Origin of the sequence: Salinibacterium sp. SWN248 (assembly GCF_015864575.1) — a bacterium.
In the GTDB taxonomy this organism is placed as follows: Bacteria; Actinomycetota; Actinomycetes; order Actinomycetales; family Microbacteriaceae; genus Rhodoglobus.
Map to the genome: position 1 here is coordinate 1,858,964 of NZ_JADYWW010000001.1, position 13,675 is coordinate 1,872,638.

General features: G+C 59.2%; 15 protein-coding genes. 6 read left to right on the top strand and 9 right to left on the bottom strand.

What is annotated here, in order from left to right; all coding sequences use genetic code 11:
- Positions 1 to 4: 4 nt before the first annotated feature.
- On the bottom strand, positions 5 to 1,060 hold the full coding sequence (gene trpD, locus I6E73_RS08900) for an anthranilate phosphoribosyltransferase (RefSeq protein ID WP_197124657.1): 1,056 nt from the start codon (positions 1,058 to 1,060) through the stop codon (positions 5 to 7).
- 78 nt (positions 1,061 to 1,138) lie between these two features.
- Between trpD and I6E73_RS08905 the strand changes: the two genes are divergently transcribed.
- Genes I6E73_RS08905 through I6E73_RS08925 form a run of 5 tightly spaced genes read left to right on the top strand, consistent with a single transcriptional unit; the run spans position 1,139 to position 5,615 of the window.
- Positions 1,139 to 1,774 carry a heme-copper oxidase subunit III gene (locus I6E73_RS08905; RefSeq protein WP_197124659.1) on the top strand — a complete coding sequence of 212 codons (636 nt, stop codon included), beginning with the start codon at positions 1,139 to 1,141 and terminating at the stop codon, positions 1,772 to 1,774.
- 16 nt (positions 1,775 to 1,790) lie between these two features.
- On the top strand, positions 1,791 to 2,603 hold the full coding sequence (locus I6E73_RS08910) for a c-type cytochrome (protein ID WP_197124661.1): 813 nt from the start codon (positions 1,791 to 1,793) through the stop codon (positions 2,601 to 2,603).
- Between the two features lie 39 nt (positions 2,604 to 2,642).
- On the top strand, positions 2,643 to 3,719 hold the full coding sequence (locus I6E73_RS08915) for a ubiquinol-cytochrome c reductase iron-sulfur subunit (RefSeq protein WP_197124663.1): 1,077 nt from the start codon (positions 2,643 to 2,645) through the stop codon (positions 3,717 to 3,719).
- The gene (locus tag I6E73_RS08920; RefSeq protein WP_197124665.1) at positions 3,716 to 5,332 is read left to right on the top strand and encodes a ubiquinol-cytochrome c reductase cytochrome b subunit; all 1,617 of its coding nucleotides are present in this window, start codon (positions 3,716 to 3,718) and stop codon (positions 5,330 to 5,332) included. The genes I6E73_RS08915 and I6E73_RS08920 overlap by 4 nt, the downstream gene beginning before the upstream one ends.
- Positions 5,319 to 5,615, top strand: coding sequence for a hypothetical protein (locus I6E73_RS08925; RefSeq protein ID WP_197124667.1), 297 nt, complete (start codon positions 5,319 to 5,321; stop codon positions 5,613 to 5,615). The genes I6E73_RS08920 and I6E73_RS08925 overlap by 14 nt, the downstream gene beginning before the upstream one ends.
- 539 nt (positions 5,616 to 6,154) lie before the next feature.
- Here the strand turns inward: I6E73_RS08925 and I6E73_RS08930 are convergent.
- The 6 genes from I6E73_RS08930 to I6E73_RS08955 all read right to left on the bottom strand — a co-directional run bounded on the left by I6E73_RS08930 (position 6,155) and on the right by I6E73_RS08955 (position 11,472).
- Positions 6,155 to 6,613, bottom strand: coding sequence for a GNAT family N-acetyltransferase (locus tag I6E73_RS08930; protein ID WP_231600610.1), 459 nt, complete (start codon positions 6,611 to 6,613; stop codon positions 6,155 to 6,157).
- Positions 6,582 to 7,004: a cytochrome c oxidase subunit 4 gene (locus tag I6E73_RS08935; RefSeq protein WP_197124669.1), complete on the bottom strand. Its 423-nt coding sequence runs from the start codon at positions 7,002 to 7,004 to the stop codon at positions 6,582 to 6,584. Before I6E73_RS08935 ends, I6E73_RS08930 begins: the two co-directional genes overlap by 32 nt.
- A 3-nt stretch (positions 7,005 to 7,007) precedes the next feature.
- A complete protein-coding gene (ctaD, locus tag I6E73_RS08940; protein WP_197105541.1) occupies positions 7,008 to 8,687 on the bottom strand; it encodes a cytochrome c oxidase subunit I in 1,680 nt (559 codons plus the stop codon).
- Between the two features lie 5 nt (positions 8,688 to 8,692).
- On the bottom strand, positions 8,693 to 9,571 hold the full coding sequence (gene coxB / locus I6E73_RS08945; RefSeq protein WP_197105540.1) for a cytochrome c oxidase subunit II: 879 nt from the start codon (positions 9,569 to 9,571) through the stop codon (positions 8,693 to 8,695).
- 116 nt (positions 9,572 to 9,687) lie between these two features.
- Positions 9,688 to 10,044 carry an iron-sulfur cluster assembly accessory protein gene (locus I6E73_RS08950; protein WP_197124671.1) on the bottom strand — a complete coding sequence of 119 codons (357 nt, stop codon included), beginning with the start codon at positions 10,042 to 10,044 and terminating at the stop codon, positions 9,688 to 9,690.
- A 9-nt stretch (positions 10,045 to 10,053) separates the two neighbouring features.
- A complete protein-coding gene (locus tag I6E73_RS08955; RefSeq protein WP_197124673.1) occupies positions 10,054 to 11,472 on the bottom strand; it encodes a dipeptidase in 1,419 nt (472 codons plus the stop codon).
- Between the two features lie 38 nt (positions 11,473 to 11,510).
- On the opposite strand from I6E73_RS08955, the gene I6E73_RS08960 reads away from it, so the two are divergent.
- Positions 11,511 to 12,092, top strand: a complete 582-nt coding sequence (locus I6E73_RS08960) for a DUF3043 domain-containing protein (RefSeq protein WP_197105537.1) — start codon at positions 11,511 to 11,513, stop codon at positions 12,090 to 12,092.
- Between the two features lie 32 nt (positions 12,093 to 12,124).
- Here the strand turns inward: I6E73_RS08960 and I6E73_RS08965 are convergent, their stop codons facing one another.
- Together I6E73_RS08965 and nrdR are read right to left on the bottom strand one after the other, a co-directional pair.
- Positions 12,125 to 13,159, bottom strand: coding sequence for a quinone-dependent dihydroorotate dehydrogenase (locus tag I6E73_RS08965; RefSeq protein WP_197124675.1), 1,035 nt, complete (start codon positions 13,157 to 13,159; stop codon positions 12,125 to 12,127).
- Between the two features lie 56 nt (positions 13,160 to 13,215).
- The gene (nrdR, locus tag I6E73_RS08970) at positions 13,216 to 13,674 is read right to left on the bottom strand and encodes a transcriptional regulator NrdR (protein ID WP_197124677.1); all 459 of its coding nucleotides are present in this window, start codon (positions 13,672 to 13,674) and stop codon (positions 13,216 to 13,218) included.
- Position 13,675 lies beyond the last annotated feature (1 nt).

A 13,675-nucleotide genomic window follows, 5' to 3' on the forward strand; every position in this document is an offset into this window, starting at 1 on the left:
GGTTCTAGCGGTTGGTGGCAGCGACCCACTCGTCGAGCTTGCTCGCGGCAAGTCCTGAATCAACGACGTGTTCGGCGCGCTCAAGTTGTTCTTTCAAGCGTGCCAGCAGCGGACGCTGACTCTGCTCTGGATCCTTCGCCAGCTCGAACGAGGCGAAGCCTGCCGCGGCGTTCAGCAACACAACGTCGCGGGCCGGCGACTTTTCGCCAGCGAGAATCGAGCGGATGACCTGGGCGTTGTACTCGGGGTCCTTGCCCAGTAGCGCCTCGATCGGCGCCCGCGGGATACCCAACTCCAGCGGGTCAAGATCGTGTTCGGTAACGAAACCGCGCGACACTTCCCAGACGTGGCTGTGCCCCGTGGTGGTCAGTTTGTCGATCCCATCGTCACCGCGGTACACCAGCGCCGTCGCTCCGCGAGTCTGGAACACTCCGACAAGGAGACTGACACGTTCGCGGCTGCCGACACCGACCGCCGAGGCTTGCGGGCGGGCGGGGTTGCACAGTGGACCAAGAATGTTGAACAGCGTGGGGATTCCTAGCTCGCGCCGTGTCGGGCCGGCGTGCGCAAAACCAGGGTGGAACAGCGCAGCGTAAACGAACGTGATGCCGACCTCTTCTAGCACTTCGGCTACCCGCTCGGGCGTGAGATCCAGCTTGAGCCCCAGCGCGCTCAGAACATCGGATGCTCCACTCTTGCTGCTCGCGGCACGATTGCCGTGCTTAATCACGGGCACGTCCCCCGCTGCCGCGATGATCGAGGCAACGGATGAGATGTTCAGCACGGCGCCGTAGGGGTCGCCACCGGTACCGACGATGTCCAACGCCATGGGATTCACGGGCAGCGGCACGGCACTCGCCAAAGCAGCATCCCGAAAACCAACAATCTCGTCGACTGTCTCACCCTTGATCCTCAAAGCGATCAACATCGCTGCTAATTGAGCGGATGTTGCTTCTCCGTTCATAACGGATTTCATCGCCCACTCAGCTTGGCTGATTGACAAATCAGTGCCGGAAACAAGGGTTGTAAGGATTTCTGGCCAAGTTGGGGATGCAGACATGAGTGAAATCCTACCGATCCTGAGCCGACAGGCCGGAGATTGAAAAACTTACGCCCAGTTATCAGCCATAATAGATACGTGACCACAGCTGCCCTCAACCGCTCTCTTGGAGCCCAGTCTGTCCAGCGACCGAACACTGTTGCGGTCGGTACCATCGTTTGGCTTGGTAGCGAGGTGATGTTCTTCGCCGGCCTTTTCGCCATCTACTTCACTCTGAAGTCGACGTCCCCCGAATTGTGGGCGGAGCAAACTGCCAAGCTCAATGTGCCATTTGCGACCCTGATCACGATCATCCTCGTGCTCTCATCGGTCACGTGCCAGTTTGGCGTCTTCGCCGCTGAGCGCATGCAAGTGCGTCGCACAGGCAAGCTCTTCGACATGCGCAAGTGGGGCATGACGGAATGGTTCTTCCTTACCTACTCCATGGGTGCTGTCTTCGTAACCGGTCAGGTCTTCGAGTACGCCACGCTGGTTTCTGAACACGTGAGCCTCTCGAGCGACTCCTACGGCTCGGCGTTCTACATCACCACCGGGTTCCACGGACTTCACGTCGCCGGTGGCCTCATCGCCTTCTTGCTGGTTCTCGGTCGCGGATTCGCAGTCAAGAACTTCGGACACAAAGAGGCAACAAGCGCAATTGTTGTTTCCTACTACTGGCACTTTGTCGACGTAGTGTGGATCGGCCTCTTCCTCATCATCTACGTGCTCAAATAAGAACGGAATAGACGTAATGGCCACCAAGGCAGCTCGCGCGTCACGCAGGTCACAACCTGTCGGTCGACGCCATCCTCTTGCGACTGTAGCCCTCCTGCTCGTTGGTTTACTGGGAACGGGCGGCGCATACGCGCTGTTCACCTCGAGTGCAACGGCAGAGACCAGCGCATCCGCCGAAGCACTTGTTGAAGAAGGCGGAAAGCTTTTCGCCGCTAACTGTGCAACGTGTCACGGTCTGGACCTCGAAGGCACCACCCAAGCCCCTACGCTGATCGGCGTTGGCGCTGCAGCGACCGACTTCCAAGTGGGTACTGGCCGCATGCCACTAGCCATTTCGGGCCCGCAAGCAGAACAGAAGCCCGTTCAGTTCACTGAAGAGCAGATTCAGGCTCTCGCGGTCTATGTTGCTTCCCAAGGCCCCGGCCCAGCGATTCCCGCTGACATGTACCTCACCGGGGAAGGCTATGACGTCTCCAACGGTGCCGAACTGTTCCGCATCAACTGCGCAATGTGCCACAACGTTGCCGGTGCTGGTGGCGCGCTTACCGAGGGCAAGTTCGCTCCAGCGCTCGCTGACGTGACTGCCAAGCACGCCTACGAGGCAATGCTGACGGGCCCGCAGAACATGCCCGTGTTCAACGACACGAATCTCACGCCTGAAGAAAAGGCCGACATCATCACGTACCTCAAGTACCTCGATGAGACGCCCTCTGTTGGTGGATTCACGCTTGGATCACTTGGCCCCGTTTCTGAGGGTCTGTTCATCTGGATCTTCGGCCTTGGCGCGATCGTGGCAATCACGGTCTGGCTCACGGCTAAATCAAACTAGTTAGCGACCGCTGTACAGCGGACGGTTGAAGGGATAAGAATGGCAGACGACCACGGCGATACCGCCGGCAGCACCGCTGCGGGTAAGGACGTCGAGCAGCACGGGGCTCCTGCGCACAGCGCAGGTACCGCCGTCGTCGCAACCGACGAGGTACCCAACCCGGGGTTCCCCCCGCATCGCCCACGCGTAACGGATCTCGACCCCAAGGTTGACAAGCAACAGGAACGCCGCGTTTCGACGATGTTCCTCCTCTCCATTGTGGGAAGTGTGCTTGCTGTTGTCGCTTACTTCGTGTTCCCGATTGAGCCCGGAAACATGCAGTCGGTGCGTAACAACACCCTGTTCCTGGGTCTCGGCATCACGCTGGGTCTACTCGGCATCGGCATCGGTGCCGTTCACTGGTCCAAGGCACTTATGCAGGGTCACGACCTTGTGGAGCAGCGCCACGGAACTCGAGGCAGCGAAGAAACTCGCGCCAAGGCCGTCGAGGTATTCACTCTCGGCAACGAAGACTCCGGGTTTGGCCGTCGCACACTGTTGCGTCGCTCGCTCATCGGTGCCCTCGTTGTCACCCCGCTTCCCGCAATCGTGTTGTTCCGTGATCTCGCTCCGGCCGACAACCCGGTCACGCTTCTCAAGCACACCTTCTGGGAAGAAGGCATGCGGTTGACGCGCGACCCAAGCGGAACCCCCATCAAAGCATCGGACCTCACCATTGGTTCAGCCTTCCAAGTCATCCCTGAAGGCCTCAACGACTCTGAGCACCGCATCGAGGAGAAGGCGAAAGCCTCAGTTCTCCTCGTGCGCCTCAAGCCAGAAGATCTTGAGGTATCGGAGGGTCGCGAAGACTGGAACTACGACGGCATCGTTGCTTACTCCAAGATTTGCACTCACGTTGGATGCCCGGTTGCACTTTACGAACAGCAAACGCACCACCTGCTGTGCCCGTGCCACCAATCACAGTTCGACATCAAGCGCGAAGCAGCCGTTATCTTCGGCCCAGCGAAGCGTCCACTTCCGCAATTGCCGATCACGGTCGACTCAGAGGGCTACCTCATCGCTAAGAGCGACTTCACTGAGCCCATCGGTCCAAGCTTCTGGGAGCGCAAGCTATGACAACCACCCCCGCCCAGGACGTACAGCCCAAGACTCGCGGACAGCGTTTCACGGGAGCTGCTGCCAACTACATTGACGAGCGCACCAGCATCTCTGGCCTCGTCAAAGAGGTAGGTCGCAAGATCTTCCCCGACCACTGGTCGTTCATGCTCGGAGAGGTTGCTCTCTACAGCTTCATCGTCATTCTTTTGTCGGGAACGTTCCTCACGTTCTTCTTCGAAGCCTCGATGGTTGAAGTCCACTACGAAGGCTCCTACGCGCCGCTCAAGGGCATCGAAATGTCGGCCGCTATGGCATCGACGCTCGATATCTCCTTCGACATCCGCGGCGGACTCCTGATGCGCCAGATCCACCACTGGGCAGCTCTGCTGTTCGTGGCATCCATCGGTCTGCACATGCTCCGCGTGTACTTCACCGGTGCATTCCGCAAGCCCCGTGAGATCAACTGGTTCATCGGCTTCGTACTCTTCGTACTCGCGATGGCCGAGGGCTTCACCGGCTACTCGCTCCCCGATGACCTGCTCTCCGGTAACGGTCTGCGCATCATCGATGGAATGGTCAAGGGAATTCCGGTCATCGGTACGTGGATCTCTTACCTGCTGTTTGGTGGAGAGTTCCCCGGCGTCGACATCGTCAGTCGCTTGTACATCCTGCACATCATGCTGCTGCCGGCGATCATCATCGCTGCAATCGGTATTCACATGCTGCTGCTCGTGATCAACAAGCACACCCAGTTCGCTGGCCCCGGTCGCACCAACGACAACGTCGTCGGTTCGCCCGTCATGCCTGGCTTCGCTGCGAAGGCTGGTGGATTCTTCTTCATCATCTTCGGCGTCATCACGCTGATCGCATCCACGTTCTCGATCAACCCCGTGTGGGTCTACGGCCCCTACGACCCCTCCCCTGTTTCGGCAGGTACCCAACCTGACTGGTACATCGGATTCGCCGACGGCGCTCTCCGACTCGTTCCGCCAGGGTGGGAAACCGAGTGGTTCGGCTTCACGTGGTCGTTCAACATCATCGCGCCGCTGGTGATTCTGGGACTCTTCATCGCCATTGTGGCCTTCTACCCCTTCATCGAGGCGTGGGTTACTGGCGACAAGCGTGAGCACCACATCGCTGACCGTCCCCGTAACGCTCCGACCCGTACCGCTATCGGTGCAGCCGGCGTCACGTTCTACGCAGTCCTCTGGGCCGCCGCGAGCTCTGACCTCATAGCAACTCACTTCAAGTTATCTATCGAAGGCGTTATCCACTCCTGCCAGGCTCTCCTTATCTTCGGGCCGATCATTGCGTACTTCCTCACGAAGCGTGTGTGCATCGGGCTCCAGAAGAAGGACCGCGAGATCGCTCTTCACGGTTACGAGTCGGGTCGTATTGTGCGCCTGCCGCACGGTGAATACATTGAGGTGCACGAGCAGCTCGACGACTACGAACTGTGGAAGCTCGTCAGCTACGACGACTACAAGCCGCTCATGGTGCGTCCGGATGCTCAAGGCCGCATCACCGTCGGACAGAAGTTCCGTGCGTCAGTGTCTCGCTGGTTCTTCGAAGACCGCATCGCGCCGGTCTCGCAGAAGGAAATCGAACAGTCCAAGGATGAGCACCACTAAAGCTGCTCCCCGCTACGACTGCTGTGGGCCTCGCCGAATTCATTTCGGCGGGGCCCACACTCGTTTATGCACTCGGATGCCGCGCCGGTTGCTCCCCCACCGCGGGCCGGCAGGAGTCCGCTCCACAGCACACGTCACCGTGCGCCGACTCGCTTACGCCATGGCCGGCGACGGCGGCTCAACGCTGCTCAGCCAGGCCGCCGGACTGCCGGAGTGCGGGACTGCTGCTCCACCCGTGCGGTTAGTAACTAGCCCGACGAACCGCTTCGGAGACGTCATCTGATTGTCCATGCGGTCAATCCGCGACGCGGTCAATCCTCGATGCGATTAGCCCGCGGCGCCAGAAACGCTCTGGCACCGAACGGACACCTCGGTAGCCGGGGCTGGGCTTCCCCTGTCGTCAGCGCGCGCGTGCCGCATCGCTCCCATACGCGCAGACGCAGAGTGCGGCACACAGGGAACTGGGCACGCCCTGGCACGGCACGGCACGGCACGGCACGGCACGGCCTGGCGCAACCCGACACGGTTCGACACAGCTGGCAGCATGGCATTGCATGGCCTCTCACGGCCTAGCACGGCCCGACCGGGGAGACGGCACGGCACCACGGGCCTCGGCGCAGCGCGGAAACAACCCTCTACAGCCCCTAGTTGCCTATTGACGTGGCATGGCTGGACGGCCGCGACGCCGATTCCACCGTCTCGTCGCCCCGTAAGCATCCTGAGCCCCAACACCCAACACCCAACAGTGATCCGGGCACAGAATTCCGCGGAAACAAAAGACGGCGCAGACGCAGTTGGGGACGCTGGAGTCCCGTGGAGTTACTAAAAGACGCGCTTGAGAAAGTCCGCCGTCGACATGTAGCCGATGCGCTCAAAGAAGTCTGCAGAGCCGCGGCTGGGCACCGTGAGCTGGCGCACGCCGCGCTCGAGACATACGGCCTCGACGGCTTCCACTAGTCGCGTACCGATTCCAGTGCTCTGAACAGTGCTATCGACGACAAGCTCCTGTAGTTGAGCGGAGCTGCCGTTAGTATGCAGCAGGTGCGCGATCGTCGCGAAAGCGTAGCCAACGACGGCACCTTCCGATTTCTCGGCAACGAGGAGGAGCGTTGTCGCCCGGTCATCGACTGCATGTACAAATGCAGAGTCAAATGCCGATCGATCCGGTGCGTACTCAGTTCCGAGTTGCTTGAGCAACTCGAAGACTGAGGCAGCGTCGTTCGCGGTGGCAGGGCGAATCTGCACCGCCTTAGCGGGCGAAGTATCCGCGGTAGTACTCATACGTCCACCCTACGAGGCTAACGACGAGGATACCTCCGCCGATGAATGCAATCCAGGCTCCAATGGCAACACCCAGGAACACGAGCGAAGCTGCGCCGGCGAGAACGATCGGCCACCAGCTCCACGGGCTGTAGTGCCCTTGCTCGGCGTCGCCATCTTCGATGTTGGCGTCGAGGCGATCCTCAGCGAGTTCGCCGCCCTGAGCTGCGTGCACCTTGCTCAAGTAGAAACCGATGAGAAGGAACAGCAGCCCGCTCAGCAGGAGGGCAATCGTGCCCACCCACTCGACGCGCTGATGGCTTGCGTCCAGTAGCGACCACACCGTGTACAGCCCTGAGAGGAGAAGGAAGAAGACGGTCAGAATCCAGTAGAGCTTGACGTTTGCATTCATCGGTTACTTCACCTTCTCGTCTGCGAGGTCGTAGACCGGTGCGTCAGGCGCATCCTTGCCTGGACCGATGCCAACAGGGATACCCGCTTCGGGGTGGTTGAGGTCGAATGCCGGAGATTCTGAACGAATTCGTGGGATCGACGTGAAGTTGTGTCGCGGAGGCGGGCAGCTCGTAGCCCACTCGAGCGAGCGTCCGTAGCCCCACGGGTCGTTGACAGTGACCTTAGGCGCCTTGCGCGTGGTCATGTACACGTTGAAGAGGAACGGAATCATCGACACTGCGAGGATGAACGCACCGATGGTTGACACTTGGTTCATCCACGTAACGCCATCTTCAGCAAGGTAGGTGCGGTAACGACGCGGAAGCGCGACTACACCGGCCCAGTGCTGGATGAGGAACGTCATGTGGAAGCCGATGAATAGCAACCAGAAGTGAATCTTGCCGAGACGCTCGTTGAGCATCTTGCCGGTCCACTTGGGCCACCAGAAGTAGAAACCGCTGAACATGGCGAACACGACGGTTCCAAATACGACGTAGTGGAAGTGAGCCACAACGAAGTACGTGTCAGAGACGTGGAAGTCGAGCGGCGGGCTAGCGAGGATAACACCGGTGAGTCCACCGAAAGTGAAGGTCACGAGGAAGCCAATAGCCCAGAGCATTGGCGTTTCAAACGTGATGGAGCCCCGCCACATTGTGCCAACCCAGTTGAAGATCTTCACCCCTGTAGGCACTGCGATAAGCATTGTCATCAGAGAGAAGAACGGGAGCAACACAGAGCCCGTGACGTACATGTGGTGAGCCCACACCGTTACGGACAGCGCAGCAATCGAGATTGTTGCGTAGACCAGAGTGGTGTATCCGAAGATCGGCTTGCGGCTGAAGACCGGGAATACTTCAGAGACGATTCCGAAGAACGGAAGCGCAATGATGTACACCTCGGGGTGGCCGAAGAACCAGAAGAGATGCTGCCACAACAGAACTCCACCATTGGCGGGGTCATAGATATGAGCGTCGAACACACGGTCAGCACCGAGACCAAACATGGCCGCGGCCAGAACGGGGAACGCCATGAGGATCAGCAGCGACGTCACGAGGGTGTTCCAGGTGAAGATCGGCATGCGGAACATCGTCATGCCGGGAGCGCGCATCGTGATGATTGTCGTGATGAAGTTCACGCCACCCAAGATGGTACCGAAACCGCTCATCGCGAGACCGAATACCCAGAGGTTTCCACCGATTCCCGGGGAGAACGTGGTGCTCGAAAGCGGTGCGTAGGCGAACCAACCGAAGGATGCCGCACCCTGCGGGGTGAGGAATCCAGCGACAGCAATCAGCGAACCGAAGCTGTAGAGCCAGTAGGCGAATGCGTTCAGTCGCGGGAAGGCAACGTCGGGAGCACCGATCTGAAGCGGCATGAGTACGTTCGCGAACCCAGCAAACAACGGGGTAGCAAACATCAGCAACATGATCGTGCCGTGCATGGTGAACAACTGGTTGTACTGCTCACCCGTTGCCACGATCGACAGTCCCGGCTCAAAGAGCTGGGCGCGGATGACAAGCGCCATCACCCCGCCGAGAAGGAAGTAGAAGAAAGAAGTGATCAGGTACATGTACCCGATTGTTTTGTGGTCGGTCGAGGTGATCCAGTTCACCAGGACGTTGCCCTTACGTTCGACGCTCATGAGCCCTATTCCTCGTCGCTGCTGCCGTTGCCGGGCAAGTTCTGGTTGACGTTGTAATCGAGACCGAGTTGACCCTCGAAGCCAGCAGCACGCTGGGCGTCAATGTAGTCCTCGTACTCAGCCTCGGAGACGACCTTCACAGTGAAGAGCATGAGCGAGTGGTATTCACCACACAGCTCAGCGCACTTGCCCTGATAGGTGCCTTCCTTGGTGGGGATGAAGTACATGTAGTTGGTCTTGCCTGGCAGCATGTCCTTCTTGTACAAGAAGTCCACGACCCAGAACGAGTGAGCGACGTCGCGCGCCTCAACCTTGATCTCGACCTTCTTGTCGACAGGGAGAACCAGTTGGGGCAACGAGTCAACGTTGATGGTGCCATCCGGGTTGAAGTCTGCTTGAACACCGGGGCTGTAGACGTTTTCGTCAATGTAGTTGAAGTCCCACGCCCAGCGCTTTCCAATGACCTCAATCTGAACATCCGGGTTGACTTCAACAGCTTCAATAGCCGCCTGGTCACGCGCGGTGAAGGCGAAGAAGCCCAGAACCAAGATGAGCGGTACAACCGTGTAGAAGATCTCAATCGGCATGTTGTAACGGAGCTGGACCGGAAGACCGGTCTGTCCGCGACGACGGCGGTACACAACCGCTGCCCAGATGATGAGGCCCCAGGTGATGACACCAACGACCAGCAGAACGATCCACGATGTGACCCAGAGGCCAATCACGCTACTCGTGTGGTTGGTGGTGTCTGGACTTCCTGGCAAATATCCCTGCAACTGGTCCTGAGTACAGCCGGTCAGGACCAACATCGTAACCAGAGCGAGTGGAATCGCTGCCAATCGAATTCGGCGGTTAGAGCGCACCTGTGACCTCTCGAAGAACACGGACTAATACCTTTCCAGTGTATATGCAGCGAGAGGGGGTAGTGATTACCGGCTCGCCCCGCACAAGCGAAAAGGTGCACCGAATCGGCGCACCTTCTCAAAAAATTGCTATGAAATTAGTGGAAACTGTCGCCACAGGCACAACTGCCCTCGGCGTTGGGGTTGTCAATAGTGAACCCCTGCTTCTCGATGGTGTCTTCAAAATCGATGCTCGCACCTTCGAGGTACGGAACACTCATTTTGTCGACGACTACCTCGACACCCTCACCGAAGTCACGACTCACGTCGCCGTCGAGGAAGCGCTCGTCGAAGTAGAGCTGATAGATGAGTCCCGAGCATCCGCCCGGCTGAACGGCAAGCCGAAGACGCAAGTCATCGCGCCCCTCTTGCGACATGAGGCTACGAACCTTGTTCGAGGCAGCCTCAGTCAGTGCAACACCGTGGGTGTCAGTTTCAACAGCGGAATCAGTCATGACGTAATTCTACGCCCGACGTTCCAACTTTGCGAGCAGCAGCGCCTCCGTGAGGATAGCCCGCTTGAAAACGCCAAGGTGAAGCGACTCGTTGGGGCTGTGCGCCCGTGACTCGGGATCTTCGACGCCAGTCACAAGAATCTGGGCTTCAGGGAAAACTTCAACAAGATCCGAAATGAACGGAATAGAGCCTCCAATCCCAGTCTCAAGCGGTTCGTTTCCCCACGCCTCGCGCATGGCTGACTTCACGACGTCTACAGCCCACCCGCTCGTATCGACGAGGAACGGGCTACCCGTGTCGACGTCGGAAATTTCGAGATGCGCACCGAACGGCGCATGGGATTCAAGATGGCTGCGAAGCGCTTCGAACGCGTCATCCGCATCCTGTCCAGGGGCAATTCGTGCACTGACTTTGACTGTTACGGTGGGCGCCAATGTGTTTGACGCGTTCTGGACGCTAGGCGCATCGATCCCGGTAACAGTGATTGCCGGCTTGTCCCACAGCCTGCTCAGCACGCTTCCCGAACCCACTGAGGTGACGCCCTCGAGCAACCCTGCCTCGTGACGAAGTTTTTCTTCACTGAACTCCGGAGTCTCGGATTCACGACTCGTCAACCCCTGAACAGCGACAGCACCGTTCTCGTCGTGCAGGGTCGCCAGCAGTTTGATGGTCGCAAGCATCGCATCCGGAACCGCTCCCCCGAACATTCCCGAGTGAGAGGCGTGCGCCAACGTGGACACCTTCAGCTTGAAGGTCACGTTGCCACGGAGGCCGACCGTGAGCGACGGTGTGTTCACATCCCAATTGTCCGAGTCGGCAACCACGATCACATCAGCCGCGAGCTTGTCGCGGTTCTCAACGATGAAGTTGGCGAATGATCGTGAACCGAACTCTTCTTCGCCCTCGAAGAAAGCAACAAGGCCGAGATCAAAGTCGGGCCCGACGGTGTCGACGAAAGCGCGGATCGCCGCAACATGCGCCATGATCCCCGCCTTGTCATCAGCCGCGCCGCGACCGTAGAGACGATCACCGCGCACTGTCGGCTCGAAGGGAGGTGAATCCCAATCGGCATCCTGACCGGGAGGCTGCACATCGTGGTGCGCATACAACAGAATGGTGGGCTTTCCGTTCTTCGCCTTGCGCGTGGCAAGCACCGCCGGATGCCCGAGTGTGTCGCCATGAATCGGGGCCTGAGCCAGCTCAACGGTGTCGAAAATTCCAATACCGTCGATCAACGCTCGCGCAGCTTCAGCACTGCGAGCGACCTGATGTGCATCGAAGCCATCCCACGACACCGAAGGGATTCGAACCAGAGTTGACAGCTCCGCAATCGTGGCCGGCAAAGCGCCGTCAACAGCCTCAGTAAGAGCAACGAGCAAAGGATCGGGAGTCGTCGACGCTGACGTCGGCTGCGGCGTGTGAGTCATACGAGTAATCTTAGATCGACACCAACGCAAGGAACCCCGTGGCAAAAACATCTTCGACCGAAAACACCCCCAATCCTGAGAACTCCGACGCGAACGACAGCGTCAGTTCCGGCAAAGGACGTCCCACCCCCACGCGCAAAGAACGTGAGGCCGCAAACCTTCGCCCGCTGGTCTCCAACGACCGCAAAGAAGCTAAGCGTACGGCTCGGGCCCAAATGCAGGTCGAACGCGAACGAGCTCGCGTGGGCATGGCGAACGGTGAAGAAAAATACCTGCCGATCCGCGACCGCGGTCCGCAGAAGCGTTTCGTGCGCGACTACGTTGACGCACGTTTCAACGTGGGCGAGTTGCTTGTCCCCGTGATGTTCGCCGTGATTATCCTCACGTTCATCAACGACCCCACGATTCAAGCCCTCGGCTTGCTCTTCCTGTGGGGCTTCTTCATCATCGCCGCAATCGACGCCGTTCTACTCGGATTGCGCTTGCGCAAACTGATCAACGCCAAATTTGGTGAGTCTCGCGCCGAGCGCGTGCGCTGGTACGCCGCGATGCGTTCGCTTCAGCTGCGCATCATGCGTTTGCCGAAGCCTCAGGTGAAGCGCGGCCAGTTCCCGAGCTAGTCACGACGCCGGCCGGTTCCTTAGGGAATCGGCTATGCAGCGTTCTCTGCGCGAAACAGTTTCGAGAGACCGCGATTGATTGAGCGCGCCCAGAACGGGCCGCGATAAATGAAGCCTGTGTAGCCCTGAACGAGCGTCGCTCCCTCGCGGAGACGCTCAGCGACATCCGCAGCCGTTTCGACGCCGCCCACTGAAATCACACAGAAATCGGCGGGAACAACGGCGCGAATTACGCGCAAAAGCTCGAGCGAGCGAGCAGCGACAGGCTTGCCCGACACTCCCCCGGCTCCGGCGGCCTCAACGACGTCGACAGGGGTCGCAAGGCCCTCTCGCGACAGCGTGGTGTTGGTGGCGATGATGCCGTCGAGTTCGTCGACCGCAAGCTGAGCAATGGCCCGAGCCTCGTCATCCGTGACATCGGGGGCAATCTTGACCAGCACGGGAGTCTGGCCAGCAGCCGACTTGACCGCAACCAACAGCGGCTTGAGCTTGTCGATCTCCTGAAGGCCACGTAGCCCCGGAGTATTGGGGGAACTGACGTTCACCACTAAGTAGTCTGCGAGCGGCGCGAGGGCACGAGTGCTCGAGAGGTAGTCTGCAACGGCATCCTCGACGGCAACAACACGCGACTTGCCGATGTTGATGCCGATGATCGGGCGCCCCGGGCGTTTACGAGCGCGCTCAATCACCATCGAGGCTTTGGACGCCCCCGCATTATTGAAGCCCATGCGGTTGATGACTCCGCGGTCGGCAACAAGCCGAAACAACCGCGGCTTGGGGTTGCCAGGCTGCGGTAACGCCGTAATCGTGCCGACTTCAACATGGCTGAAGCCCAATTGTCCGAGCCCGTGGATGCCGGAACCCGACTTATCGAAGCCTGCTGCGACACCGAACGGTGAATCAAAGGTCAGCCCCAGAGCTTTCACCTGAAGCGCAGGATCCACCGGACGCTGCAGTAGCGTGCCCACACCAATCACCGGAAGCACCTTGATCACCGAAAAGGCCAGCGAATGAGCAAACTCAGGGTCGAGTCGTTTGAGAACAGTGCGGAAAAAGAAGTCGTACATAGCTAACGGTGCTCTCAGCGATAGAAGGCGGGAAACAGCGAAACCGGATGGTTTAGTTAGGAGGCGGTGCCGTGATCCAACCGCAGTTGGCTAATAGCAGCATCGAAATCGTCGAGCGAGTCAAACGCCTGATAAACGCTCGCGAAACGCAAGTAGGCGACCTCGTCTAGATCGCGCAGCGGCGAAAGAATCGCTAGGCCGATCTCGTTGGCATCAATCTGAGCAGCGCCTGTCGCACGAATGGCCTCTTCAACCTTCTGCGCCAACACTGCGAGGTCAGTATCCGTGACCGGGCGCCCCTGGCACGCTTTGCGCACGCCGCTCACGATCTTCTCGCGGCTAAAGGACTCGACAACACCGTTGCGTTTGATGACGTTCAACGAAGCGGTCTCGGTGGTCGAGAAACGGCGACCGCACTCGGGGCACTGCCGGCGACGACGGATCGAAAGACCATCATCGCTGGTGCGCGAATCAACAACCCTGCTGTCAGGATGCCTACAAAAAGGGCAATACATA

Bases quoted from the DNA above. Each gene is read 5' to 3' on its own strand.
- trpD (WP_197124657.1), bottom strand. From the start codon at position 1,060: ATGTCTGCATCCCCAACTTGGCCAGAAATCCTTACAACCCTTGTTTCC.
- I6E73_RS08910 (WP_197124661.1), top strand. From the start codon at position 1,791: ATGGCCACCAAGGCAGCTCGCGCGTCACGCAGGTCACAACCTGTCGGT.
- I6E73_RS08915 (WP_197124663.1), top strand. From the start codon at position 2,643: ATGGCAGACGACCACGGCGATACCGCCGGCAGCACCGCTGCGGGTAAG.
- I6E73_RS08920 (WP_197124665.1), top strand. From the start codon at position 3,716: ATGACAACCACCCCCGCCCAGGACGTACAGCCCAAGACTCGCGGACAG.
- I6E73_RS08925 (WP_197124667.1), top strand. From the start codon at position 5,319: ATGAGCACCACTAAAGCTGCTCCCCGCTACGACTGCTGTGGGCCTCGC.
- I6E73_RS08930 (WP_231600610.1), bottom strand. From the start codon at position 6,613: ATGAGTACTACCGCGGATACTTCGCCCGCTAAGGCGGTGCAGATTCGC.
- I6E73_RS08935 (WP_197124669.1), bottom strand. From the start codon at position 7,004: ATGAATGCAAACGTCAAGCTCTACTGGATTCTGACCGTCTTCTTCCTT.
- ctaD (WP_197105541.1), bottom strand. From the start codon at position 8,687: ATGAGCGTCGAACGTAAGGGCAACGTCCTGGTGAACTGGATCACCTCG.
- I6E73_RS08950 (WP_197124671.1), bottom strand. From the start codon at position 10,044: ATGACTGATTCCGCTGTTGAAACTGACACCCACGGTGTTGCACTGACT.
- I6E73_RS08955 (WP_197124673.1), bottom strand. From the start codon at position 11,472: ATGACTCACACGCCGCAGCCGACGTCAGCGTCGACGACTCCCGATCCT.
- I6E73_RS08965 (WP_197124675.1), bottom strand. From the start codon at position 13,159: ATGTACGACTTCTTTTTCCGCACTGTTCTCAAACGACTCGACCCTGAG.
- nrdR (WP_197124677.1), bottom strand. From the start codon at position 13,674: ATGTATTGCCCTTTTTGTAGGCATCCTGACAGCAGGGTTGTTGATTCG.